General features: G+C 38.7%; 26 protein-coding genes. 10 read left to right on the forward strand and 16 right to left on the reverse strand.

All coding sequences use genetic code 11. The annotated features are described in order from the left end of the window. Window positions 1-2: 2 nt before the first annotated feature. The 4 genes from T432_RS0102940 to T432_RS0102955 are packed head-to-tail and all read right to left on the reverse strand — an operon-like array spanning window position 3 to window position 2805. Window positions 3-977, reverse strand: coding sequence for a beta-ketoacyl-ACP synthase III (locus T432_RS0102940; protein WP_028884112.1), 975 nt, complete (start codon window positions 975-977; stop codon window positions 3-5). 29 nt (window positions 978-1006) lie between these two features. Continuing rightward, window positions 1007-2056 carry a phosphate acyltransferase PlsX gene (plsX, locus tag T432_RS0102945; RefSeq protein ID WP_028884113.1) on the reverse strand — a complete coding sequence of 350 codons (1050 nt, stop codon included), beginning with the start codon at window positions 2054-2056 and terminating at the stop codon, window positions 1007-1009. 26 nt (window positions 2057-2082) lie between these two features. After that, window positions 2083-2265, reverse strand: a complete 183-nt coding sequence (gene rpmF / locus T432_RS0102950; RefSeq protein ID WP_013522254.1) for a 50S ribosomal protein L32 — start codon at window positions 2263-2265, stop codon at window positions 2083-2085. 15 nt (window positions 2266-2280) lie between these two features. Further along, the gene (locus tag T432_RS0102955) at window positions 2281-2805 is read right to left on the reverse strand and encodes a YceD family protein (protein ID WP_028884114.1); all 525 of its coding nucleotides are present in this window, start codon (window positions 2803-2805) and stop codon (window positions 2281-2283) included. Between the two features lie 159 nt (window positions 2806-2964). Here T432_RS0102955 and T432_RS0102960 point away from each other — a divergent pair, with 159 nt between their 5' ends. Together T432_RS0102960 and T432_RS0102965 are read left to right on the forward strand one after the other, a co-directional pair. Continuing rightward, window positions 2965-3552, forward strand: a complete 588-nt coding sequence (locus T432_RS0102960; protein ID WP_028884115.1) for a Maf family nucleotide pyrophosphatase — start codon at window positions 2965-2967, stop codon at window positions 3550-3552. Next, window positions 3549-4259 carry an SAM-dependent methyltransferase gene (locus T432_RS0102965; protein WP_028884116.1) on the forward strand — a complete coding sequence of 237 codons (711 nt, stop codon included), beginning with the start codon at window positions 3549-3551 and terminating at the stop codon, window positions 4257-4259. Before T432_RS0102960 ends, T432_RS0102965 begins: the two co-directional genes overlap by 4 nt. Here T432_RS0102965 and T432_RS0102970 read toward each other — a convergent pair. Together T432_RS0102970 and T432_RS0102975 are read right to left on the reverse strand one after the other, a co-directional pair. Further along, the gene (locus tag T432_RS0102970; protein ID WP_028884117.1) at window positions 4256-4921 is read right to left on the reverse strand and encodes an HAD-IA family hydrolase; all 666 of its coding nucleotides are present in this window, start codon (window positions 4919-4921) and stop codon (window positions 4256-4258) included. The two genes, T432_RS0102965 and T432_RS0102970, sit on opposite strands and share 4 nt — an antisense overlap. Then, window positions 4918-5850 carry an RluA family pseudouridine synthase gene (locus tag T432_RS0102975; protein WP_028884118.1) on the reverse strand — a complete coding sequence of 311 codons (933 nt, stop codon included), beginning with the start codon at window positions 5848-5850 and terminating at the stop codon, window positions 4918-4920. Before T432_RS0102975 ends, T432_RS0102970 begins: the two co-directional genes overlap by 4 nt. Window positions 5851-6292: 442 nt before the next feature. Between T432_RS0102975 and T432_RS0102980 the strand changes: the two genes are divergently transcribed. Further along, window positions 6293-9094 (forward strand): Rne/Rng family ribonuclease, encoded by a 2802-nt coding sequence (locus T432_RS0102980; RefSeq protein WP_028884119.1) that lies wholly within the window; start codon window positions 6293-6295, stop codon window positions 9092-9094. A 115-nt stretch (window positions 9095-9209) separates the two neighbouring features. Here the strand turns inward: T432_RS0102980 and accD are convergent, their stop codons facing one another. Genes accD through pncB form a run of 3 tightly spaced genes read right to left on the reverse strand, consistent with a single transcriptional unit; the run spans window position 9210 to window position 13665 of the window. Next, entirely contained in the window at window positions 9210-10085 is an 876-nt protein-coding gene (gene accD / locus T432_RS0102985) for an acetyl-CoA carboxylase, carboxyltransferase subunit beta (RefSeq protein ID WP_028884120.1), read from the reverse strand. Between the two features lie 43 nt (window positions 10086-10128). Beyond that, entirely contained in the window at window positions 10129-12414 is a 2286-nt protein-coding gene (locus T432_RS0102990; RefSeq protein ID WP_028884121.1) for a RelA/SpoT family protein, read from the reverse strand. 6 nt (window positions 12415-12420) lie between these two features. Next, entirely contained in the window at window positions 12421-13665 is a 1245-nt protein-coding gene (gene pncB / locus T432_RS0102995; RefSeq protein ID WP_028884122.1) for a nicotinate phosphoribosyltransferase, read from the reverse strand. Window positions 13666-13800: 135 nt separating this feature from the next. On the opposite strand from pncB, the gene fdxA reads away from it, so the two are divergent. The 4 genes from fdxA to nth are packed head-to-tail and all read left to right on the forward strand — an operon-like array spanning window position 13801 to window position 16192. Next, window positions 13801-14127, forward strand: a complete 327-nt coding sequence (gene fdxA, locus T432_RS0103000) for a ferredoxin FdxA (protein WP_014111197.1) — start codon at window positions 13801-13803, stop codon at window positions 14125-14127. 8 nt (window positions 14128-14135) lie between these two features. Beyond that, window positions 14136-14930, forward strand: a complete 795-nt coding sequence (locus tag T432_RS0103005) for a ferredoxin--NADP reductase (RefSeq protein WP_028884123.1) — start codon at window positions 14136-14138, stop codon at window positions 14928-14930. A 6-nt stretch (window positions 14931-14936) separates the two neighbouring features. Continuing rightward, a complete protein-coding gene (locus T432_RS0103010) occupies window positions 14937-15548 on the forward strand; it encodes an RnfABCDGE type electron transport complex subunit B (protein WP_028884124.1) in 612 nt (203 codons plus the stop codon). Next, complete coding sequence (gene nth / locus T432_RS0103015) at window positions 15545-16192, forward strand: endonuclease III (RefSeq protein WP_028884125.1); 648 nt, start codon at window positions 15545-15547, stop codon at window positions 16190-16192. The genes T432_RS0103010 and nth overlap by 4 nt, the downstream gene beginning before the upstream one ends. A 20-nt stretch (window positions 16193-16212) precedes the next feature. On the opposite strand, the gene T432_RS07900 is transcribed toward nth, so the two are convergent. From T432_RS07900 to T432_RS0103050, 7 genes are all read right to left on the reverse strand, one after another. After that, complete coding sequence (locus tag T432_RS07900) at window positions 16213-16449, reverse strand: hypothetical protein (protein WP_044971078.1); 237 nt, start codon at window positions 16447-16449, stop codon at window positions 16213-16215. Window positions 16450-16546: 97 nt separating this feature from the next. Next, window positions 16547-17287 carry an ABC transporter ATP-binding protein gene (locus T432_RS0103025; protein WP_028884126.1) on the reverse strand — a complete coding sequence of 247 codons (741 nt, stop codon included), beginning with the start codon at window positions 17285-17287 and terminating at the stop codon, window positions 16547-16549. After that, complete coding sequence (locus T432_RS0103030) at window positions 17280-19073, reverse strand: branched-chain amino acid ABC transporter ATP-binding protein/permease (RefSeq protein ID WP_028884127.1); 1794 nt, start codon at window positions 19071-19073, stop codon at window positions 17280-17282. Before T432_RS0103030 ends, T432_RS0103025 begins: the two co-directional genes overlap by 8 nt. Next, window positions 19073-20113, reverse strand: coding sequence for a branched-chain amino acid ABC transporter permease (locus T432_RS0103035; protein WP_028884128.1), 1041 nt, complete (start codon window positions 20111-20113; stop codon window positions 19073-19075). The genes T432_RS0103030 and T432_RS0103035 overlap by 1 nt, the downstream gene beginning before the upstream one ends. 75 nt (window positions 20114-20188) lie before the next feature. Continuing rightward, window positions 20189-21316, reverse strand: a complete 1128-nt coding sequence (locus T432_RS0103040) for an ABC transporter substrate-binding protein (RefSeq protein WP_439645512.1) — start codon at window positions 21314-21316, stop codon at window positions 20189-20191. A gap of 60 nt (window positions 21317-21376) precedes the next feature. Beyond that, window positions 21377-22543: an ABC transporter substrate-binding protein gene (locus T432_RS0103045; protein ID WP_028884130.1), complete on the reverse strand. Its 1167-nt coding sequence runs from the start codon at window positions 22541-22543 to the stop codon at window positions 21377-21379. A 12-nt stretch (window positions 22544-22555) separates the two neighbouring features. Next, window positions 22556-23728: an ABC transporter substrate-binding protein gene (locus tag T432_RS0103050; RefSeq protein ID WP_044971080.1), complete on the reverse strand. Its 1173-nt coding sequence runs from the start codon at window positions 23726-23728 to the stop codon at window positions 22556-22558. A gap of 127 nt (window positions 23729-23855) precedes the next feature. Between T432_RS0103050 and T432_RS0103055 the strand changes: the two genes are divergently transcribed. From T432_RS0103055 to T432_RS0103065, 3 genes are read left to right on the forward strand one after another with little or no spacing between them, the layout of a single operon-like run. Beyond that, window positions 23856-24425, forward strand: a complete 570-nt coding sequence (locus T432_RS0103055; RefSeq protein ID WP_028884132.1) for a septation protein A — start codon at window positions 23856-23858, stop codon at window positions 24423-24425. After that, entirely contained in the window at window positions 24409-24681 is a 273-nt protein-coding gene (locus T432_RS0103060) for a BolA family protein (protein ID WP_014111185.1), read from the forward strand. The genes T432_RS0103055 and T432_RS0103060 overlap by 17 nt, the downstream gene beginning before the upstream one ends. 23 nt (window positions 24682-24704) lie before the next feature. Next, a complete protein-coding gene (locus T432_RS0103065) occupies window positions 24705-25481 on the forward strand; it encodes a peptidylprolyl isomerase (RefSeq protein ID WP_028884133.1) in 777 nt (258 codons plus the stop codon). The last annotated feature ends 39 nt before the right edge of the window (window positions 25482-25520 follow it).

Genomic DNA, 25520 nt, shown 5'->3' on the forward strand with positions numbered 1-25520 from the left:
CTTTAAAACTTAACTAGGGCAGAGCCCCATGTGAACCCACCACCTACACCTTGAAGCATTGCAAGATGTCCAGGTTTTATTAGACCTTGCTTTCTCGCATAATCTAATGCTAATGGCACACTAGCTGCAGATGTATTTGCATGCTCCGAAACAGTCATAACAACTCTCTCTTCAGGCAATTCTAACTTACGGGCTAAACTAGAAATAATTCGAGCATTTGCCTGATGAGGTATAAACCAATCGATTTCACTAGGTTTTACACCAGCCTTCTCGCAGATTTCTAAAGCAGACTTTTCTAATTTTGTAACCGCTTGTTTAAATACAGCCTGTCCATCCATTCTTAAAAACGGATCACCTACTATCTCTCCATGCCGAATATTTCCTGGAGTATTTAAAATATTATTAAGTGAGCCCATAGCATTTAATTGGGTGGCAATGATCCCTGGTTCATCCGAAGCTTTTAAAACTACAGCACCTGCCCCATCACCAAATAAGACACAAGTCCTGCGGTCCTTCCAATCAAGAATTTTTGTTAATGTGTCTGCCCCAATAACAAGGGCCGTTTTAGAGGAACCAGCTTTTATAAAATTATCTGCGACTGTAAGGGCATATAAAAAGCCGCTACAAACCGCTTGAACATCAAAAGCAGCTCCGTGTTCAATACCTAAATTCGCTTGAATAAGACATGCTGTACTTGGGAAAATAAAATCTGGGGTCGAGGTTCCTAAAACTATAAGATCGATTTCTTCTGGATTTATGTTCGAATCCTCAAGAGCTAATTTAGCAGCTTTAGTAGCCAAGCTTGAGGTAGTTTCAGACTCTGATGCAATATATCGTTGAGAAATACCAGTTCGTGAATTTATCCACTCGTCAGATGTTTCAATGCCATCTTTAGCTAATCTTTCAGCTAAGTCATCATTGGACACTATTAGTTCTGGCAATGCACTTCCAGAACCAAGAATTTTTGAATAAACCATAAGTTTATATCTCCAAAACCTGATACCAATTAAGCGTGTTCAGTATTATTTGAAATTTGTTCACTAACTTCTGTGGACTGCAACTCGCCAACCTTAACGCTAATTTTATTAAGGATATCGAATTTTATGGCTGAATATGCTTTATATATCGCATGTTTAAAAGCTAAAGAATCAGCTGAGCCATGGCTTTTGACTACAACACCTTTTAGTCCTAAGAAAACTGCCCCGTTATATCTGCGATTATCTACTTCTTCTTTAAACTTAGATAAAACAGGTTTAGCTATAAATGCGATTAATTTAGTGAAAAAGGAATGGAGGAAACGTTTTTTTAATTTTTGGCTAATCATCTTAGCCAAACCTTCAGATGTCTTAAGCATAACATTACCCACAAATCCATCACAAACAACAACATTACATTTACTTTTGAAAATGTCATCGCCCTCAACGTTCCCGATAAAGTTAAGCCCAGACTCTTGCAATAGAGAATAAGTTTTTCGAACCACATCGTTTCCTTTATGTGTTTCGTGACCTATATTTAAAAGACCTAGTGTAGGATTATCTATTTCTTCAATAGCTTGAACAAGTGCGGTGCCCATAATTGCAAATTGCTGCAGATGCTGAGGGGTACAATCCACATTTGCCCCAAGATCAAGCACATATGTGCCACCCCCAGAAATATTAGGAATTGCTGAGGCAATGGCTGGTCTTTTTATACCATCTAATGTTTTTAATATCAAACGAGATATAGCCATAAGTGCTCCAGTATTTCCGGCAGAAATACAAGCATCGGCTTTTTGTTCACTAACCAAATTTATAGCCACATGCATAGTCGAGCCCTTCTTATGTCTAAGGGCTGATTCGACAGCATCTTCTCCTGTAATTACTTCATTACAGGGGATAATCTCAAATTGATTTGGGTCACGAGGTTTACTGTGATTCAAGGATTTTTTTATTTTTGTTTCATCGCCCACTAGCAAAAAGTGCACATCAGCTATGCGATGTGCAAACCTCACTGCTGCTGGAACTGTAACGGAGATACCATTATCCCCGCCCATACAGTCAATAGCGATCCTAATCACTGCAAACCTACAATGAGCGGAATAAATTACTCGTCGTTTTTAGTTTTTAATACTTTACGGCCACGATACATGCCATTAGGGCTGATATGATGGCGCAAATGAACTTCACCTGAAGTTGGATCAACCGCTGTTGGAGGATTAGTTAAATAATCGTGTGAACGGTGCATCCCTCTTTTTGAAGGTGTTTTCTTATTTTGTTGAACAGCCATTTATGACTCCAGTAGTTAATTTTTTTTAAGCTTCTTTAAAATAGCAAAGGGTGATTCTTTAGAAGAAAGATTACTTTCAGTTAAATTAGATAATACACCCATCCCATCAGGACATGTCTCGTGCTTAGGAATATACGGAATATTAAGAAGGATTTCGTCTTCTATAAATGAAACCATATCTTGAGCTTGAGAGGCCAGTATTTTATCATGCTCGTAATCGGATATTTCTCCAGATGTATCTACATCAGCCTCTAAATCTGAAAGACTTGAGACAACTTCAAGGGTAGATTCAATTTCTAAAGGGAAATCAAAATATTTATTACAACGCTGACAAATAAGTCTAGGAGTAACTTTAATTGAAAGGTTAATTAACTTATGTGCCTCAGATATACCCACCCTATCAGGAATGCCAGTCACTGACCAATCAACAAAAGAATTCGTATGCTGATCTGGATAATCTTCTAATAGACGGTTTAGATTAGTAATAGGAAAAATGTCTCGGACAGTTTTTTGGTTTCTAATCAATTCATAAAAATCCATAACTTGTCCCTTAAAACACATAAGCCATATTTTAAGTTACTAAGCTAAGCACCTATTAAATAAGCTCATATAGTAAAATAATCTCTAAAAAGCTAAATCTTAAACTATTTTAAAGTAATCGATTATTTTATATTTCTTAATACTTTAAGTCAATAATTCATGCCAAATTCTGACCCAAAACTTATATTAGCGTCATCATCAAAATACCGAAAAGAATTGTTAGAACGTTTGCATATACCATTTGAATGCATTTCACCAAATATTGATGAAACACAACACCCTTCTGAGACTCCTGTGGCATTGTCAATTAGACTAGCCAAAGAAAAAGCACAGGCTGTCTTTGACCAATATCCCAATTCAGTTGTTATTGGATCTGATCAGGTTGCTACATTTGATGGGAAAACGGTTGGAAAAGCTGGCAGCTTAGAAAAGGCGAAATTACAGCTTAATGAATTAAGCGGAAAAACAGTTGATTTCAATACATCTATATGCGTGATGCATGCAGGTGGCATCATGAGAGATACCGTATTGACTAAATGCGTATTTAGAAATTTAACTGAGCAAGAAATCTCAAATTACCTCTCAATTGAACCTGCTATAGATACAGCTGGTAGTGCAAAAGCTGAGTCACTTGGCATAACGCTTATGGAATCTATTACTAGTGATGACCCCACAGCTATAATTGGCCTTCCTTTAATAAGAACTTCAGAATTTTTAAGAAAACTTGGTTTTTTCCCTACAAAATGAGTAACAAAAAACTGCATTTGATTCCTGTAGGTTTAGGTGATTTAGAAATTGAATACTGGCTTCCTAAGGAAGCGATTGAAATTACTAAGAAAATTGATGTATTCATAGCAGAAAATGCTAAAACTGCGAGAGCATTTTTAAAGTTAATTGGTCCAAATAAGCCTATACAAGAAATAAAAATATTCACATTAAGCGATAAGGATTCAAATAAAGATTACGATTCCTGGTTTTCAGAAGAATCAAACGAAGGAATGATAGGACTAGTGTCAGAAGCTGGTTGTCCTGCTGTTGCAGACCCTGGGGCTAAGGTTGTCCAATACGCACACAAAAATGGAATTGAAATTGTGCCTTGGACTGGACCTTCCTCAATTTTGCTTGGGTTAATGGGGAGTGGCTTAGATGGTCAACGTTTTACTTTTCATGGATACGCTCCCTTGGACATTGCCACCAAAAAACAATCATTTAAAACTTGGGAGGCGAATTCTAAAAAATTTTCTCAAACGCAAATTTTTATTGAAACGCCCTACAGAAATGAGTCCGTATTTGCCAGCCTTCTTGAAACATTAAACCCACAGACTAAACTTTGTGTGGGCATAGGGATTCATACTAGAAAACAGATAATTTCAACAAAAACAATCGCTGAATGGAAAAAATCGAAGACTCCTGATTTTCATAAAGTGCCTACGATATTCCTATTCTTAGCTTAATAAACGTGTTTTTGCGTATATATAGATAATAGACGAGAGAGTTCAGATACGGACTCGGCAACATGATTAGGTTGCAACTCATCTAATTCACGGCGGTTATGAGCTCCATAGGATACGCCAATAGCATGAATCCCAGCATTTCGGGCCATTAGTAAGTCATGAGATGTATCACCAATCATGATAGCTTGCTCTGGTTTAACGAGAAGCTCTTCCATAATTTCATACAACATAAGAGGATCGGGCTTTCCAGCTGTTTGATCGACAGTTCTAGTGGTATCGAAATTAGACTCTAAACCGAATTGTTTTAATGCGATATCTAATCCGTAACGACTTTTTCCCGTAGCTACCGCCGTCAATACCCCTCTATTTTTAAGAGACTCTAAAAGCTCGGGTATACCAGTAAATAATTTAATATCAGGCCCAATACTAAAGTAGTGAAATTTATAACGCTCAGCAAATTCAGAGATTTGTTCGGGAGTAATTTCTGGGACTATTTTTTGAGCCGCTTCGTATATAGATAATCCTATAACCCAACTTGCTTGTTGAGCTGAGGGAATAGGTAAATAAAGGTCGGCACATGTTTTTTGAATGGCAACCACAATATTATGTGTCGAGTCCATCAATGTCCCGTCCCAATCAAAAATAACTAAGGAATATTTCATGGTCCAAGTTTTTTTTGTAATGTTTTGCAATCATCGGGCAAATCTATTTCAAAATTAAGTCTTTCATCGGTGATAGGGTGAACAAACGACAATTTATAAGCATGTAGGAACATTCTATTAAATCCCAAGCTACTTACATATTTTGTGAGAGTATCATCTCCATATTTTTCATCACCCACAATACCAAATCCAGATGCACGTAAATGAACGCGGATCTGATGAGTGCGTCCAGTTAAAATCTGAACACTTAAAAGTTCAAAATCGTTGTATTTTTTTACTTTTTTTACAATTGAATGAGCGTATTTTCCATTTTCCATGTCCACCCTTACCCTTCTCTCTCCCTGAGGAGTGAAATATTTATATAAAGGTAGCTTTATGTCTTTTAAATTGGCTGGCCAAGTACCTTTAACTAAAGCATAATAGGCCTTGTGGAAATGCTTCTGCCGCATCATTTCTTGAAGCTTTACAAGTCCAATTCTTTTTTTGGCTATGATTAGTAAACCCGAGGTTTCTTTATCGAGTCTATGAACTAATTCAAAATAGGTGTGCTCAGGTCGACTAAATCTGATTTGTTCAATAACCCCGAAAGATACTCCACTTCCTCCATGAACTGCAAGTCCAGCAGGTTTATTAATAATCAAAAAATAAGAATCTTCAAATACTACTTCAAATTCTCGACTTGGTATAAAGTTCTTAGGAGTTTCTTCTGGGACTCTAAATGGAGGAATACGAACTTCATCGCCCTCCTTAACTCGAGATTCGCTACTAACCCGCCCCTTATTAACTCGCACCTGACCAGATCGAATAGCTTTGTATATATGGCTTTTTGGGACTCCCTTGCAGTATTTCAACATAAAATTATCTATGCGTTGACCATCTGAAGAATCATCCACTTGGATATATCTAACTGATGGTTTAGGGGAGTTCATAATAAAAAGAATATGTAGAAAAGGAAGTTAATTGTAGCTAAAACATTGTAATAATGCTACAATCACAACGCCTAATGACGGCTTAAGTTACAACGTATTTAAATTTGTAAAATAATAATAAAAAATTGCACATATTGTTTGAACTTTAGCAGGTCTATTTCGATTGTGTTGTATAAGCTTTCTGTTTTTATGCGGTAGTTTGATATCCCTACCCACAGACTGCGATTAGAATTTGTATAGAATTTTTTGTTTGCAGATATGAGTTCTGCAGATAGTATTGTAAATTGCTGAATTGATGAATTTTTACGTTAATCATCATAATTTATAAGTCATTTATATAGGAGCAGGACGCTTCTATATTGCCACCCTATACTCATTCAATCATCCTCTCGAACTAGGTTAATGCTTAATCCGAAGTATTAGTTTTTTTCTGAGTATTTATATGAAACGAATGTTATTTAATGCAACACACCAAGAAGAATTACGTGTTGCAATCGTTGATGGTCAAAAGTTATTGGACATCGATATTGAAACTGCGGGACGCGAACAGCGAAAAGGAAATATTTATAAAGGCGTTATAACCCGCATTGAACCCTCTCTCGAAGCATGCTTTGTAGATTATGGTCAAGAGAGGCATGGTTTTCTCCCTTTTAAAGAGGTATCTAAAAATTATTTTAAAAAGGGTGCGGACTTTAGTCGTATCTCTGAGGCATTAGAGGTTGGACAGGAATTAATAATTCAAGTCGAAAAAGAGGAGCGAGGAAATAAAGGGGCTGCTCTTACTACATATGTATCATTAGCTGGTCGTTATTTAGTGCTTATGCCTAATAACCCTAAAGGCGGTGGGATTTCTCGTCGTATTGAATGGGAGGACAGGCAGGAGTTGCGAGAGGCTATGTCTCATTTAGACTTGCCTGAAGGTATGAGTCTTATTGCCAGAACTGCAGGTATTGGACGCACAACTGAAGAGCTAAACTGGGACCTTACCTATCTTATGCAGCTTTGGAAAGCTATTGAAGATGCTGCAAACCACTACAGTGCCCCTATTCTTATATATCAAGAATCATCATTAGTTATTAGGGCTCTAAGAGATTATTTTTCTCATGACATTTCTGAAATTTTAATTGATACAGATGAAATCTATGATCAAGTCCATGCTTTTATGCATGACGTTATGCCAGATAATGTCGCAAAAGTTAAACGTTATCGCCACGCAGTTCCACTATTTTCAAGATTCCAGGTTGAACACCAAATTGAAACTGCATATTCGAGGCATGTTCAACTACCATCTGGTGGCTCTGTAGTCATTGACCATACAGAAGCACTGGTTGCAGTAGACGTTAACTCAGCTAAATCGACTAGAGGCGGTGATATTGAAGAAACTGCAATGCGCACTAATATTGAAGCTGCTGAGGAAGTAGCTCGTCAACTAAGGTTGCGAGATTTAGGCGGGCTTATTGTTATCGACTTTATTGATATGGAAGATAGCAAAAACCAAAAAGCTGTCGAAGCGAAATTGCGTGAATCTCTTCAATTTGATAGAGCCCGAGTTCAAATGGGAAAAATCTCAAAATTTGGACTTATGGAATTATCTCGTCAAAGGCTACGTCCATCATTGAATGAAGGGTCGCATATTATTTGTCCGCGATGTAATGGTACAGGAGTTATTCGAGATATTGAATCAAGTGCACTAAATGTGCTTCGTTTATTGCAAGAGGAAGCTCTTAAGGAGAATACTGCAGTACTGAATGCACAGGTTCCTGTGGACGTTGCCACCTATTTACTTAACGAGAAACGTCAAGATATCGTTAAGATGGAAGCGAAAAACCAGATACGCATCTATCTAATTCCAAACAAAAATCTAGAAACGCCTCACCATAATATTGAGCGCATCAAGCATGATGACTCGCGTATGGATGAGCAGCCAGTAAGTTATGATTTGGTTGATGAGCCAGAGGAGACCACTCCTATATGGCAGGAGAAAAAGGACAGACCTAAGACTCCAGAAGCTGTGGTTAAGGGCATTCGTAGAACAACTCCAGCCCCTACTCCATCGCCAAAAGCGGCTTCAAAAGCTAAGTCAGAGATGACTTTCTGGCAGAGAATTTTATCATTCTTTGGGTTTATAAAAGAGGCACCTACTACTGAAAAATCAGCTCGACCAAAAGCTAAAGGGCGTGCTCCAAAAGCAACTCAGAGAAAACAACAGGTGCGTAAGGGTCAAAAGCAATTTGATGCAAGAAAACCAAGCGATGGAGAAGGTGCGGAGGACATTGCCACCAAAACCAAAGCAAGCTCTGAATCAAATAAAAATAAAAATCGCAAATCTAAAGCGGAGCAAAAAAGTGAAACTCAACAAATAATGGGCTTTACTGAAGTAGCTAGAGATACTAATGATATCCAAGAGAAAAAATCTAAAAACAAACGTCGCAAAGGAAAATCCAGAGGCGATCGCTATGCACAAAACAAACTTGAAATTCAAGAGGCTAATGAAACTTTAAAAGAAGAAGTCGAGCTAATCTCTAATGCAACTGAAGCGACTGACAGTATTCAAGCGACTCAAGCTAATCAAGAGACTAAGCCTTCAAACAAACATCATAGAAGCAGACGTGGTCGCGGCAGAAATCGCAACAGCAACAATCAAGCGTTTGTACCAAATGAGGTTATTCTTGAGCAACAAGATATTCTTTCAAGCGAATCAATAAATGAAGGTTCGAAATCGATTGAGCTTTCTCAAGCGACTCCAAATGCTATAGCTGAGCCATTGAATGAAAGATCAAAACCTTCGTCAGTGGCTAGAGAAGATGTGCCTCAAGACAAGGATTTAAAGCAAAACGTGGAAGCTCCGTCTTTAAGTGAGACTATAGCTCAATTGGATCCGCAATCGCTTGGGCTGGAGGTGGCTCCTAAGCCATTGCCACGAAGTCAGGGGCGTAGACCAGCTGAGTCTAGCAATGATACGGATGCGGGCGTTGGGGCGGCTTCGGATTCGGGCGTTGGTGGATCTTCGGATGCAGCAACAGGTGCGGCGGTTCAGGCGGCTGTAGCTGAACAGACCTTTGTTTTCGATAAAGAAACATTGATTGCTACATGCGAAAAAATTGGCATGATTTGGATCGAAACAGACCCAGAGAAAGTCGTCGAAATTCCTTTCGTAGAAATCAAATTAGGTCGCGAACGCAAGCCTTTAGAACCACTACCAACCGAGCCACTAGAGCAAGTAGAGACTCGCCTAAATCTTTAAAATAAAACGGTCAGCTAAGAGAAATTTTAGCTGACCTTATTCGTCTACGCCCCCGCATGGAGCCTTATTCTTCTTCGCCCCCGCATGGAAACTTAATTACGCTTTATAGAAACTTCTACAACCTTTCGACTACTTCGTAAGATTGGTTAGTCAAAAGAGCCAGTAAATAAGCAATCTCGTGTTTAAGATCTTTGCGATTCACAACCATATCCACTGCACCCTTATCCTGCAAGAACTCAGCCCTTTGAAAACCTTCTGGAAGTTGCTCTCTCACAGTTTGTTCAATCACACGTGGACCAGCAAAACCAATCAAAGCGTTTGGCTCGGCAATAACAATATCGCCCATAAACGCAAAGCTCGCAGAAACACCACCCATAGTTGGGTCAGTCAAAACGCTAATAAAAGGCAATTTCTCTTTAGATAATAAGGTTAATGCGGCCGTAGTTTTAGTCATCTGAAATAAAGAGAATAAGCTCTCTTGCATACGAGCACCACCGGATGCAGATACGCAAATAAAAGGAATTTTATCCTCTATAGCAGCATTCACTCCTCTAACAAATCGTTCACCTACCGCAGAGCCCATAGATCCACCCATAAAGCCAAAATCGAAAGCGGCAACAACTACAGGTACAGATGATAATGTACCTTTTACGATAACAATTGCATCAGTTGCGTCTGATTTTTTTAGAGCATCGGTCAAGCGATCTGTGTATTTTTTTGTGTCCTTAAACTTAAGTGGGTCAGTTGAACGTACAGCATCACCGATAAGCACCCTATTTTCTGTATCTAGTAATGAGTCAATCCTCTCTTGAGCTGTTAATCTTAAGTGGTGGTCACAACTAGGGCATACATTAAGATTACGAACTAAATCATCCCTGTAGAGTGTTGTGTTACATGCTGGGCACTTTACCCATACCCCCTCAGGTACACGCTTTGCAGAGGCTTCAGAGGAATTAATTCTTGGTGGCAATATTTTGTCAATCCAACTCATATTTAAGTCCTAATTAATAGGTAATCTCAAATTTTAACTTATTTTAGATTCTCTTAGCAGACAGAACACCTGGTACATTGTTTGTTAAATTTGCGAGTGCTTTATTCAATTGATCGCCCGTCATAATTTCAAGAGTCAATGTGATATATGCATACGATTCTCTATTTCTAGAATTTACAGCAATAACATTAACCTTTTGTTTAGCTAATACATCAGAAATATCGCGAATAAGTCCCGTGCGGTCCATTGCATGCACCTGAATATCCACAGGATAAACAGAATTTTGAGTATCACCCCAACTAACGTCAATCACTCGCTCTGGGTGTTTTGCACGAAGTTCATCAAAAGCCGAACACGATAATCTATGAATGGTTACCCCTCTGCCTCGAGTTACATAGCCCCCTATATCATCAGGTGGTGCAGGATGACAACATCTTGCAAGCTGAGTCATAAGTGAATCCACACCCACAACTAATACACCACTCTTTCCAGTAACCGTAGTACTATTACTGCGTGATCTTTTAGTGACTGATTCTACCTCATCCTCTACAGAGTCCTTAGTTTCAACGTTTTCCTGAAATGCATTAGCCAATGCTTTTACACTAAATTCATCCTTGCCTATTGCTAAAAATAAATCATCTGGACGTGAGAATCCGAGGCTTTGAGCGAGCGTTTCTAAATTAACCGCTGTCTTACCTAATCTTTGAAGCTCTTTTTCTACTAAAGCCTGACCGTTATTGATTTTCTCTTGCAATGCAATCGCATTAAACCATAAACGAACTTTTGCTCTTGCACGAGGACTTTTTAAATACCCTAGCTCAGGATTTAACCAGTCTCGAGAAGGCCCTCCAGACTTAGCCGTAATGATTTCAACTGTTTGTCCAGTTTGAAGAGGTGTGTTCAGAGATACAAGCTGCCCATCAACACGTGCACCCCTACATCTGTGACCTAAATCAGTGTGAAGTAAATATGCAAAATCAACTGGAGTGCTTCCCTCTGGCAATTCAAGCAATTTTGATTGAGGTGTCATAACATAGATGCGTTTTTGATCTATGCCATCGGCCTTATCTTCTTTATTTGGTGCAGTAGGTACAGAAGAAGCTGCAGAAGCCGTAGCTGAGGCCTCCTCAATCCCTACTTCTTTACGCCATGCAAGAAGTTGACGCATCCAAGATATCTGACGATCATACAAACTCGAAGCACTAACAGTACCGCCTTTCGCACCCGCCTCCTTATAACGCCAATGTGCTGCCATCCCATATTCTGCAAATTCATGCATTTTTTGAGTGCGAATTTGTACTTCAAATACAGCTCCATTATCGTCGCGCACAACAGTATGCAAGGACCTATATCCGTTAGGTTTTGGTCTGGCAATGTAGTCGTCAAATTGCTCCATTACTGGATGATAGTTCGAATGTACATATGACAAAGTGGTATAGCAATCTCGTTCATTTTGAACAATAACTCTAATAGCAAGCAAGTCATATAAGTCTTCAAATTTAAGAGACTTATTTTTCATCTTGTTATAGATGCTAAAAATATGTTTTGCCCTACCCGAAACATCAGATTGAATGCCTTGAGCATCTAAGGAATTTTTAATCTTTGAGATAAAGTCTCTAATAAGCTGCTCTCTTTCAGCCCTAGTAGCCTCAAGTCTATTTGCAATTTCTCTATAGGTTTCAGGGTTTTCAAATCTAAATGAAAGATCTTCTAGTTCCCACTTAATCTGCCATATACCTAGACGATTAGCTAATGGTGCATAAAGAGTACGATTTTGCTGCAAAAACTCTGGTGGACATACTAACTTAGAATCAACAAACCAACGCAATGTCTGTAATCGTGAAGCTAATCGAATCAAAACAATACGCAAATCAGTAGCCATCGCTAAAAGCATCTTGCGAAGCAATTCCTGCTGATATAACTCTTGTTGAGCAGTAGGCAAGCTCGCTTGATGAGCGACGATTCCGATGCGTTTAAGAGTTTGAGCACCCTCAACAAGATCAAAAATTTCCTCACCAAATTTATCCATTATTTTGGTTTTAAATTTGGCTTGTTCAGAAATATGGTCTGAGTCGGGAGCTGCAACAACTAAAACACTGGAAGCTAATGTGTGTACGTCTAGCTGAAGGAGAGATAGAATATCAATCATCCCCTTTGCATGATGCAAACTACCTTCCTGACTTCTTAATTTTCTATCTTGTAAATAAGGTAATGCGAAATTAAAAACCTCATTTAGAAAATCACACTCATTGTTTGTGAAATCCTCAAATACAGTTTTCTGCCATGCTTCATTAAATAAATCATCACCACCAATTATGGGATGTTTCATTAATCGTTAATCCTTAATTTCAAATTGAGTAGGAGCCTTGCTTTTAAGAAGATGATCTCCTGCCTCTAGTTCTTGATTTCTAGGTAAATCGAAAACATATCTTAAATAATTTAAATACTCTGGATCCACACTCATAGTTTTATTCGGTTCATCACTAACTTTAACTACGGGCTGACCATTACATCTGACCATCTTCATAACAATTTGAAGAGGTTTAACTCCCATATCATTTGTTAAATTTGTACCAATACCAAATGATGTTTTAACGCGTCCTACAAACCTTCTGGCAATGTTTAAGGCTAAATCAAATGTAAGACTATCTGAAAACACAAGAGTTTTAGTCCTAGGGTCAACACGATTTTTCTTATAGTGCTCAATCATTCTTTCGCCCCATTCATAAGGATCTCCAGAATCATGACGAGCTCCATCAAATAGCTTGCAGAAATACATATCAAAGTCACGCAAAAATGCATTTAACCCATATACGTCAGACAATGCAATACCTAAGTCTCCCCGGTACTCTTTAGCCCATGTCTCAAGAGCATATACCTGTGAGTCTCTAAGGCGTGGTCCTAAAGCCTGACATGCTTGCAAGAATTCATGAGCCATCGTACCCAAAGGTTTAGTTTTATGTTTTTTAGCCAATAAAACATTACTAGTACCAACAAATTGTTTTGGAAGCTGTTCAACCAAAGTTTTAACGACCTCATCATGCCATTCAGCTGAAAATCTGCGTCTGCTGCCATAGTCAGCAAATACAAAATCTGGCAATTCTGTAGCAGTCTTCACTTGATTAATTTTTGCGTGAAGACGTTTTCTACCTTCAGTTTTATCTAAATCTGGATAGTTATGGCTGAAATATAGCTCATTAACTATAGATAGGACAGGCACCTCAAATAAAATAGTATGCAACCACGACCCTTTGGCAATGATTTGTATTCCTCCGTTATCGTCATCGCTAGCCTGAATATGTATTCGATTTCTAGGCATATGGAAAAGACCAAGAAATTCGATAAAGTCTGGTTTTATAAACCTAAAACTTCCCATATACTGAAGTTCCTCTTCAGTAAATTGTAGAGAGCAAAGATAATCAACCTCTTCTTGAATTTTTGGAATCAGGGGCTTTAAATCTACTCCTTCAGTTCTGCACTTAAAGTGATACTCCGCTTGAGCACTAGGAAATTGGTGCAAAACGGCTTGCATCATACTAAATTTATATAGGTCTGTATCAAGAAGTGATTTAATAATCATGATTGCTCTTCTATTAATCTTTTATAAACCCTATCAATCCAATTGCCTTTCTAGGGCTTTGATTTAAATGGGTTAAAATCATATGTAAATTTATATATTACATCAAAATAATTAGAATTTTTATTTGGATTAACCATGACTCACGTAGTTAGCGACAACTGCATCCGTTGCAAATATACCGATTGCGTTGACGTATGCCCTGTAGACTGTTTTAAAGCAGGTCCTAATTTCTTAGTAATTGACCCTGATGAATGTATCGACTGTGCTGTCTGTGTACCAGAATGTCCGGCTGATGCTATTTTTGCTGAGGAAGACTTGCCTAGTGATCAGCAGCACTTTATAAAAATTAATGCTGAATTGACACCTCTTTTTGAGCCAATCAGCAGATCTGTTGACCCTCTTCCTGATGCTGAGGAGTGGAATGGCAAACCTAATAAGCTTGAGTACCTTATTAAGCCTTAGTCTTTAATATGAGCTCCTCAGAAAGCAATTACCATAAAGTAAAAATTAACAAAGTTACTAAATGGGTGGATGGAAAGCTGCATTCATTCATCACAAATAGACCTAGTAAATTTGAATTTAAAGCAGGACAATTTGCTCGATTAGGTTTACCAGTTGGACATGGAGTAGAGCCCACTATCTGGAGAGGCTTTTCAATGGTTAACCCAGAGGAAGCCGATTATTTAGAGTTCTACGCAACATTAGTTCCTACAGGAGAATTTAGTCCGAAATTATTTGCACTGGATGAAGGCGAGAGCATTGCCATACACAAAGTTCCTTTTGGATTTTTGACTTTAGATAATTTTCCAAATGGCGGTAAAACCTTATGGCTTTTTGCTACAGGCACGGGTTTATCCGCATTTTTGTCTATATTGCAAACTCAAAAAACGTGGGATTTATTTTCAAATGTTGTTCTGTGCCATGGAGTGCGGACTGCTGCGGAACTAAGCTATAAGGACTTATTGCTTGGATTATCGCAAAAATTTTTGCATCGCTTTACATATTTGCCACTTCCTACGCGTGAATCTGAGTTTGTACATCCATGGTCAGGGGCTGTGATGCCTTCATCGAGAATTACTAAATTAATCGAAGACGGTGATTTGGTGCGACTTTCAGGATTGGATATGAATTCGGAAGACTCTTGCATTATGCTTTGCGGAAATCCTGAAATGCTAAGCGAGGCCCGTGCGTTGCTTAAAGAGCGAGGATTTGCTACGGGACGCAGAGGTGCAATCGGTAATCTTGCGGTTGAAAAATATTGGTAGAAGTGGATGAACACACTTTCTGAAGAAAGGCTTGTGGAGGCGATTGACGGGGCATTGCCACAAACACAATGCACGCAATGCGGCTATGCGGGCTGTCTTGCATACTCAAAAGCTATTGTTTACGAAGGTGCGGATATTAATCGTTGTCCGCCTGGGGGAGATGCTGTAGTAGCGAAGCTTGCGAAATTTGTGGCAGGTAGCGTCGTCAAACCAGTGGACCCAGAGTGTGGTGAAACTAAGCCTCTGCACAAAGCATATATTATCGAAGAGCATTGCATTGGTTGCACAAAATGCATTCAAGTGTGCCCTGTGGATGCGATTCTTGGTGCAAATAAATGGATGCATACCGTCATTAGCGATTTTTGCACAGGATGCGAGTTGTGCGTTTTGGCTTGTCCCGTAGATTGCATCGAGATGAAATTGAGTCCAGAGCCATGGAGTGAGAGCGACGCGAGCATTGCCAGAGAGAGATTTCATGCACGAAACGCAAGACTCGAAGACGATAAAATTTTAGAACAAATGCGGCTTGAGGCTTTGTCAGAGAGCCATTCTTCAGATAGCAAAGCATCTATTATGGATGCTTTGAATAAAGCTCGGGAGCGTCGGGCAAGAAAATGAATAAACATAAACGTGAGCAAATTTTCGAGCGCTTTTATGAAGCGAATCCCTATCCGCAAACCGAACTTCACTACACGAACAATTTTCAGCTCTTGATATCTGTGATATTGTCAGCACAAGCCACGGACCGCTCTGTGAACTATGCGACGGCCGATCTTTGGAATCATATTTTCACACCACAACAGCTGCTTGACCTAGGCTATGAGCAGTTTGAGCAGAAGATTAAAAGCATAGGGCTTTATAAGACTAAGGCGAAAAATGTATTTCGTACATGCGAGGATTTAGTCCTTAAGTTCGGTGGCAATGTTCCCTCGTCTCGAGATGCTCTTGAATCATTAGCCGGTGTTGGTCGCAAAACAGCGAATGTTGTGCTGAATGTGGGATTCGGACAGAGTACGATGGCGGTAGATACGCATATATTTAGAGTGGCGAATCGCACGGGCATTGCCAAAGGGAAAAATGTGTTGGAGGTGGAGAAGGCTTTAATGCGACATGTGCCGCGAAGATTTGCGCGAGACTCGCATCATTGGCTAATCCTGCATGGGAGATATGTGTGTCAGGCCCGTAGACCTAGGTGTGAGGAGTGTTTGATAGCGGATTTATGTGAATACGAGGATAAAATTTCCGCAACAACTAGAAAATAAGTCCCATATAAATTTAAGGTTTAATCGACTTTCAAACCATATTCATCAATTAATTCTTTGGGCATAGAATTTCTCAAATTCCTTTTTGTATTCTCACACAAATCAACTCTGGCTAACCACAACCATGCAGAATCAATATCCCCCGCCATGCAAGCTTCAAAGGATTCAGATAAATTTAAAATTTTACCCCTAGGATCCTGTTTCAAGTAGTTTTGCCTTTCTTCTTCCGTAAGATAACTTTTTGGCGTTTTGGTCATTTTTGGTCCTCTATTTAAAATCAAATTAATGATAATTCATAAAGTTTAAGTAGTGAATACGAGGATAAAAAAAGCCACCCCAACGGGTGACTCTTTTTTAAGATTTTTTTCCAAATCCAAGATAGCTTTCAATTACCTTAGGATCATTTAATAGCTCACTGCTTGGTCCATGATGACTTACCTCACCCATCTCCAAAACATAAGCATAATCGGAAACCTTCAAAGCAGATCGTGCATTTTGTTCAACCAACAAAATAGAAACTCCCATCGCTTTTAATCGCTTAACGATTTCAAAAACCTCACGAACCACTAAAGGTGCGAGGCCCAAAGATGGTTCATCCAACATAAGCAAAGTAGGATTCGACATGAGGGCACGTCCCACGGCGAGCATTTGACGCTCTCCACCTGACAATGTTCCAGCAAATTGTTTACGTCTCTCTTTTAGGCGAGGAAAAAGTTCATACACTCTCTCAAGCGATTTTCTAAATTCAGGATCTCTATTTAAAAACCTTCTAAATCCACCAAGCAAAAGATTATCTTCTACTTCCATGCTTGCAAAAAGCTCACGCTTTTCAGGAACCAAACTGATACCAGCAAGCATGCGGTGCTCGGTTTTATCATGAGATATATCCTCACCTTTATAAAAAATCTGTCCCTCACTTTTTCCATTATTAGGCAATAAGCCCATAATCGAATTTAGCAATGTAGACTTACCCGCACCATTTGCCCCAATCACTGAAACGACCTGCCCTTTATCGAGACTTAAATCGATATTATTAAGAGCACTAACTTTACCGTAGGATGTAGAGAGATTTTTTATTTCTAATAAATTATTCATCGTCTGACACCCCAAGATAAGCTTGAATCACGGCTGGGTTAGATTGAATTTCCTCTGGTGTACCTTCAGCAATTTTCGTGCCAAAATCCATAACAACCAAATTCGTAGTTAAATTCATCACAAAATCCATATCGTGTTCAACGAGAAGAATACTCACGCCTTCATCTCGCAAATCTGACAGTACTTTAGAGAGCTGCTGTTTTTCCATATAACGCAAACCAGCCGCTACTTCATCTAAAAGCAACAAAGAAGGATCTAAGGCAAGAGCACGTGCAATTTCCACAATGCGCTGCTTACCCAATGGAAGACTGCCTGCTTGCTCGTGTAAGTAATCGCCTAAACCAACGCGTTCGCATTGGTATTTAGCCTCTTTGAGAAGCTGAGATTCCTTACCGCGTTCTAAATGGAAAATACTGCTAACAATTGAGGAAGGTGCTCGCAGATGGGCTCCCAGAGCTACGTTTTCTAGCACCGACATACCAGGCAAAAGCTGCACATGTTGGAAAGTACGTCCAATTCCAAGAGTTGCAATTTTGCGTGCCGAAGCTCCTGTTATATCCTTACCGCGGAAAATCACTTTTCCTGATGTAAGTGGCAATACTCCCGTAATCAAATTAAATGTCGTACTTTTCCCCGCTCCATTTGGTCCTATCAAACCAATAATTTCACCAGAACGAACCTTAAAACTAACATCATTTACAGCAACTAGGCCACCGAAAGTTTTACGAAGATTTTGAGCTTCTAAAATTACTTCACCAACAGGTGGTTTAGGTCTTTTCGATAAATCTTCAGTACCATCCTTAATTTCTAATTCATGTGATGGTACAGTTTTTTGCCCAAGTAAACGATAAAATTTCTCAAGCATGATTGGCCACAATCCACCACGTGCATAATGCAAAATCAAAATCATCATTATGCCAAATACAATAATCTCAACATTTACTCGCTCATCCACAAATAAAGGTGCATAAGCCTGTATTTGATCGCGTAAGATAATAACTAAAGCCGCACCGACTACAGCACCCCAAATACTTACTGAGCCACCTATAACAGCCATAAATAAATATTCGATACCATAATTTAAGCTAAATGCACTCGGACTTATTGCCCTCTGTTCATGTGCATATAACCAACCTGCAAGTGCTGCAAAGAATGCCGCATACACAAAAGCAACCATGCGATATGACTGAGTGTTAATACCAAATGACTCAGCCATGGATGCACCATGCTTAAGCGAACATATAGCCCTACCGTTTCTAGAATTAAGTAAATTAATGCTCAGTAAAATTCCTGCAAATACGCAAAACCATATTAGATAAAACATATCTCTTGCTTTGAGGAAACTAAAACCAAACAATGATATAGGCTGTATGCCTGGTATACCATCATGACGGCCTAGAAACTCCATATTGCCAAAGAGGTAGAAGAAAACCAAGCTTAAAGCAATCGTACTTAATCCTAAAAAGTGACCTGAGAGCCTTAAAGTAAGTTGCCCTAAAATAAAAGCAATTACGCAAGAAAGCAGAAGCCCACAAACTAAGCCTACCCAAGGTGAAAACCCCAAAGCTGTACTTAAATAAGCAGACGTATAAGCACCAATTCCTACAAATGCAGCCTGACCAAATGAGGTCATGCCCCCTATGCCCGTGAGAATAATAAGGCCCAAAGCCACTAGAGATGCAATACCAATTGTATTTAGCTGATTAATCCAGAATTCAGGAGTTGCTGGTATAAGTGGAAGCGATATAAGGATAGCTCCAAATATAGCGACGAATATCTTATACATTATTCGTCCTCCTCATGATGTGTAGTCGTTAAAGAGCGAATCAGTAAAACTGGCAATATTAACGTAAACACTATCACTTCTTTGTAATCGGAAGCCCAAAATGTTGTAAATGACTCGATTATCGCAACACCAATTGCACTAAATGCGGCTATTGGATAGCTAACAAGTCCTCCAATAATGGCACCCACAAACCCTTTCAGACCAATGATAAATCCTGTCTCATAAGTAATTTGAATAAATGACACAAGCATAATTCCTGCCAACGCACCGACAAATGCGGTTAGCAAGAATGTTAAGTGACCTGAAATAGAAGTACTTATCCCAACTAATTGAGCACCTCTTCTATTTACAGCTGTTGCTCTTAGAGCCTTACCGATAAGCGTATATCCAAAGAGCAGCCATAATCCTAATATCGTAAGGAATGTCAAACCTATTACAAATAATTTTTGGTATGACCAAGGAAGACCGAATAATTCAATTTCGCCATCAAAGAAAGGTTCTTGAACCAACCACCCTTCAGCTCCAAACACGATTAAGCCAGTGCCAACCATAGCAAAATGAAGAGCAATTGAAATGATCAACAAATTCAAAACGCTATAAGAAGCTACAGGTTCGAAAACTAATCTATAAATCATAGGGCCTAAAGGCACAACAATAATTAGTGCTAGTAAAGCTTTTACCCATAAATTTGGTTGCGTTTCAAGGACAAGAGGCACTCCAAACATGACTGCAAAAGGTAGCAAAATAAAGTATATAAAGGCCCAAAGTAACGACATTCCATGCCGTCCCCGAAAACGATTGATTAATTCTTTGATAAATATGATGGTGCCTAAAACTGGCAATAGATAGATGGTGCCAGGGGTATGTCCATGTGCCATGAGTGCAAAACTCAGTGCACCGTAGGAAACAAACTCACCCTGACAAATTAAAATGACTCTGGTTACTGCAAATACAAGCACCAATGACACAGCCATCAATGCATATATCACACCCGTAACAAGACCATCTTGGAGTAGTACTTTGGCTATCATCCAATCCATGGATATCTCTCAATTTTTTGTATAACTTTTTATTTTAACAAGTCAGGCCTATTTTAATTACTCTTACATATCAATTTATTCGAGAAGTTCAGGTTGTAAAACCCACTTCCCATCTTTAACTTTAACGATAACGCAAGATCTCTCATCTAAGCCTGTGTGATCCTCTGGAGACATATCAAATACTCCTTGAGAAGCTACAACATTTTTAGATTGTTCGATTGCATCACGCAAAGCCACTCTAAACTCTTCACTGCCAGGTTTTACACCTGATTCGAGCACTTTTTTAGAAGCTGATTCAACCAAAGTTGCAGCATCAAATAAAAAAGCCCCAAAAGCATTAGTAGAACCTTCTCCAAACTTCGCATCATAGAGCTTTCTATATTCTAATCCTATTTTTTTGGAAGGGTGATCATCGTTAAGTTGTTCAGCAACGACCACTGGACCAATAGGTAAGATTACATCTTCACATGCAGAAGAGCAAACTCTTAGAAAATCTCCATTTCCAGATCCATGAGTGTGGAATATAAGTCCCTTAAAGCCCCTAGATCGAAGTTCTCTATTTGGCAATGCCCCAGGTGTCCCCGATGTAGCTACTAAAACCGCATCAGGTTTCTTTCCTAGAATTTTAAGTACCTGCCCAGTGACACTTGTATCCTTGCGAGCAAAACTCTCATTAGCCACGACATTAATATCAGTTCCTTCAAGTGCGGCTTTAATTTCCTTAGCCCAGCTTTCACCATAAGCATCTGCAAATCCGATAATTGCAAGATTTTTTACTTTAAGTTTTTGCATAGCTGTTTTAAGAGCTTGAGCCATTAGTGCATCATTTTGAGCTGTTTTAAAAGCCCATTTTTTTGCACCCTCTTGCGGAGTTACAACTATGATATTACCGTTCATGCTAACCATAGGGGTTTTAGTCTCTGCTGCTACCTCAACCATAGCCAATGATGCTGCAGTAACCGAGCTACCAATGATAGCGTCGATATGATTTTCAGAGATAAGCTTACGCATATTTTTCACTGCAGTAGCCGTATCACCCGCATCATCGTAAACAATATAGTTCACAGGTATTCCATTAATCTCTTTATTCAAAATTTCCACAGTATTTTTTTGTGGAATACCAAGAGATGCAGCTGGTCCAGTCGCAGATACTGTTACCCCAATATTAATGGCATTTTGGGCCATCAAAGATGTTGATAACATAAGAGCAGAGGAAGCTAGCAAGTTATTTAGAATGACTTTTTTTAATATCATCAAGATTCCTTACTTTAGTAGGTCGGGTCTATAAACCCACTTGTTGTCTTTAATTTCAACAAGTACTCTAGATCTATCATCAATGCCTGAGTGATTTTCAGGAGTCATATTGAACACACTTTGAGTCGTAACGACTTCTGTAACGTTCTCTAATGCATCTCTTAATGCGACTCTGAATTCCTCGCTGCTAGGTTTAATGCCTATTTTCAACACTTCGCTAATACCAGCCTTAGCTAGAATAGCTGCATCATAGATATATGCCCCGAAAGCATTTGCCGAACCTTTACCGAATTTTTGCTCATATGGCTCAATATAAGATAATGCAACTGCTTTTGTTGGATTTGAATCTTCAATTTGATCTGCAATTACAACTGGACCAATTGGAAGAATCACACCTTCACATGATGTAGAACAAACTCTTAAGAAATCTCCATTTGCCGATCCATGAGTGTGGTAGATTATGCCCTTGAAGCCGCGAGTCCTTAGCTCTCTAGTTGGCAATGCTCCTGGAGTTCCAGAAGTTGCTACTAAAACTGCATCTGGTTTTTTAGATAGAATCTTTAATACTTGACCAGAAACACTAGTGTCTTTACGTGCGAAGCTCTCGTTTGCGACTATTTCTACGTCACTATCTTTTAGAACACCTTGCATTTCACGAGCCCATAATTGACCATATGCATCGTTAAATCCAATGATGGCTAATTTTTTTACGTTTTGTTTTTTAATCGCATCATAAATAGCTTTAGCCATAATTTCATCGGTTTGAGCTGCTTCAAAAACCCATTTTTTGTCTTCATCCATAGGTACTACAGTGTTTTTATTTCCTGTAAATCCAATCAATGGAGTTTTAGTTTCGTGAGCAACTTCAGACATAGCAAGTGTAGGTGCAGTAACTAAACTACCAAGCATAATATCGATTTTGTTTTCGGAGATTAGTTTTCTCATATTTTTCACTGCGGCCGCAGTCTCACCGCCGTCATCCAAAAACGTAAACTTCACAGGCACACCTTCTATCTCTTTATATAACACTTCAAGAGTATTCTTTTGTGGTATGCCTAAAGATGCAGCTGGACCAGTAGCTGGAACAGTTACACCAATATTAATTACTTCTTGTGCTAATAATGACGCAGAAGCTGCCATCAAAGCAATGGCAGAAATTGAATTTTTTAAGTTCATTAAATTCCCCAATTATTTAAGTAGTTCGGGCTTGTATACCCAATTATTATTTTCTATTTCTACTAACACACGAGATCTTTCATCAAGACCTGTGTGGTCGTCTTTTGTCATGTTGTACACACCTTGAGTACCAATCACCTCTTTCGAAGTTTCCATCGCATCTCGCAGTGCTACTCTAAATTCCTCGGTTCCAGGTTTTAATCCAGAATCGAGAACTTTTTTCATTGAAGTTTTGATGACTAAATCGGCATCAAACATATGTGCACCAAAAGTACTCATAGACCCTTGTCCGAATTTGTTTTCGTATAAGGTTTTGTACTCTTGGCTAATTTTTTTAGATGGATGAGAGTCTTCTAACTGATCACCCACTAAAACAGGACCTGCTGGCAATATCACGCCATCGCAAGCTTTTCCGCATACGCGAAGAAAATCGATATTAGCAGAACCATGAGTATGGTAAATCTGTCCCTTAAAACCACGGCTTTTTAATTCTCTTGTTGGCAATGCTCCTGGCGTTCCAGCCGTTGCAACTAAAACCGCATCAGGTTTCTTACCCACTATTTTGAGAACTTGTCCAGTTACACTGGTGTCATTTCTGGCATAACTTTCTTCAGCAACGATTTTTATTTCAGAGTCCTTAAGAACAATCTTAATTTGTTCTAGCCATCCTTGCCCGTAAGCATCAGCGAATCCAATTACGCCTAAAGTTTTGACTCCTTGCTTTTTCATAGCTGAAAGCAAAGCAGTAGCCATAGAGGCATCATTTGGAGATGTTTTAAAAGACCACTTTTTTGGACCTTCTACAGGAACAACTACAACATTATTCCCTACCATACTCACTAAGGGAGTCTTAGTTTCCGCAGCAACGTCAATCATAGCTAATGTTGGGGCTGTAATTGAACTTCCTATCATTGCGTCTATTTTGTTTTCGGAGATTAACTTACGCATATTGCGCACTGCAGTTGCAGTATCCCCAGTGTCATCGTACACAAAATACTCGACTGGAATACCGTTAAAATTTTTATCCAGTACTTCGACGGTGTTTTTCTCCGGTATCCCCAACGAAGCTGCAGGACCTGTGGCAGATACGGAAACACCGATGCGAATCTGCTGCTGAGCCCAAACTGCGCTAACTAAGGCCATCATAGGAACTGCGTTTAATGCAAATAATGCAAATCTTTTCATAATTAATCTCCGAAAATAAAATGAGAAAAAAAGATGGTTATAAAAATAAAGAGTACTAGATTTAATCTATACTCTTTATTTAGTATATTTATAAACCACTATTAGTCATTAGGGATATTACCTATTTATGAAAAAAATACTTTCTGACTTTCTTCCACTACTTTTATTTTTCATCACATTAAAAATTTATGACATTTACGTAGCTACTGCGGTAGCAATAGCTACATCAATCGCACTTATTCTCTATCTTTACATTTCTAAAAAACCTATCGAAGCAATCCATTGGATAAATCTCTCAATAATTGTCGTATTTGGTGGGGCTACAATTCTACTTCATGATGAAACATTTATTAAGTGGAAACCAACGGTTTTGACATGGTGTTTTGCTGGCATATTGTTAATTGGTTTGTTATTTAAGAAAAACTTTATAAGGTCATTAATGGGAAAGCAAATTTCTATGCCCGAACATGCATGGAATAAGATGGCTGTTGCATGGATATCATTTTTTGTGATCGTGGGCGTTGCCAACTTATATGTGGCTTTTTGGGGGGGATTTACGACTGATCAGTGGGCCAGCTTTAAGGTCTTTGGAATCACAATTCTTACATTTTTATTCGCAATTTCACAAAGTTTATGGCTTGGAAAATATATGACAGTTATTCAAAATGAGAAAAAATCGGATGAGCCCAAATTTTAAACAACACGAAGAACTGCTTAGAGAGAGGCTTTCAAAGCTGAAGCCTACAGAATTAAAAATTTTTAATGAATCTCATCTACATAAAGGGCATAACGCTTATAATAATGGATTAAGCCATTTTAGGGTTTTTATAGCAAGTCCAGTATTTGCTGGATTAAGTCGCGTCGAACAACAAAGGGTAGTTTTAGACGCAGTTAAGGATATAATTCCAAATCCTATTCACGCTTTAGCTATAAAGACTGAAGTTTCCATCTAACATTTGAATAAAGGAACTATTAAATGAAAAAAATTTTACTGGTCGCATCTTTATTAGCTCTACCAGTTTACGCACAAAATGTAGCTACCGTTAATGGAGTGAACATTACAAACAAAGAGTTTGAAGAAATTACAAATGTTATCGCTAAAGGTAATAAACTTACTGAAGAGCAGAAAAAAGGCATTCTTGAAGATTTGGTGACTAGAGAAGTTTTAATTCAAGAAGCTAAAAAACAAAAGATTGATCAAGATCCAGCTGTAGCTAAACAAATCGAATTTAGTCGCGATCAAATTCTAACTACTGCTTTGCTTTCAAAATATATTGAAAAAAATCCAGTTAAAGAAGAAGATATCAAGAAACTTTACGATTCTCAAGTTAAAGCTCTAGGAAATATTAAACAGTACAACGTTCGCCATATCCTAGTTAAAGATGAAGCTCGCGCTAAAGAAATTTACGAACAATTAAACCAAAAGAAAATCGATTTTGCTGAAACAGCTAAAAAAGAATCTATTGACCACGGTACAGCTAGTGGTGGCGGTGTATTAGGATGGCATCCTGCTAGTAATTTCGTACCTCAATTCGGTAAAGCTGTAGAAGAGGCGAAAATCGGCGTTCTAACTCAACCTGTTAAATCAGATTTTGGCTATCACTTAATTATGGTGGATGATGTGCGTCCAACTCCATTGCCATCTTATGAAGCGTCTAAACGTGAAATTGTTAGTGCATTATCTTTAGAGAAAGTGAACAAATACACTGAAGAGCTTAAAAAGAAAGCAAAAATCAAAACTAATCTTAAGTAATATGCTTTGATTTAATTTTGTGGCCCACAAGTTGGGCCA

The sequence above is a fragment of the Taylorella asinigenitalis ATCC 700933 genome, from assembly GCF_000687755.1.
Classification (GTDB): domain Bacteria; phylum Pseudomonadota; class Gammaproteobacteria; order Burkholderiales; family Burkholderiaceae_B; genus Taylorella; species Taylorella asinigenitalis.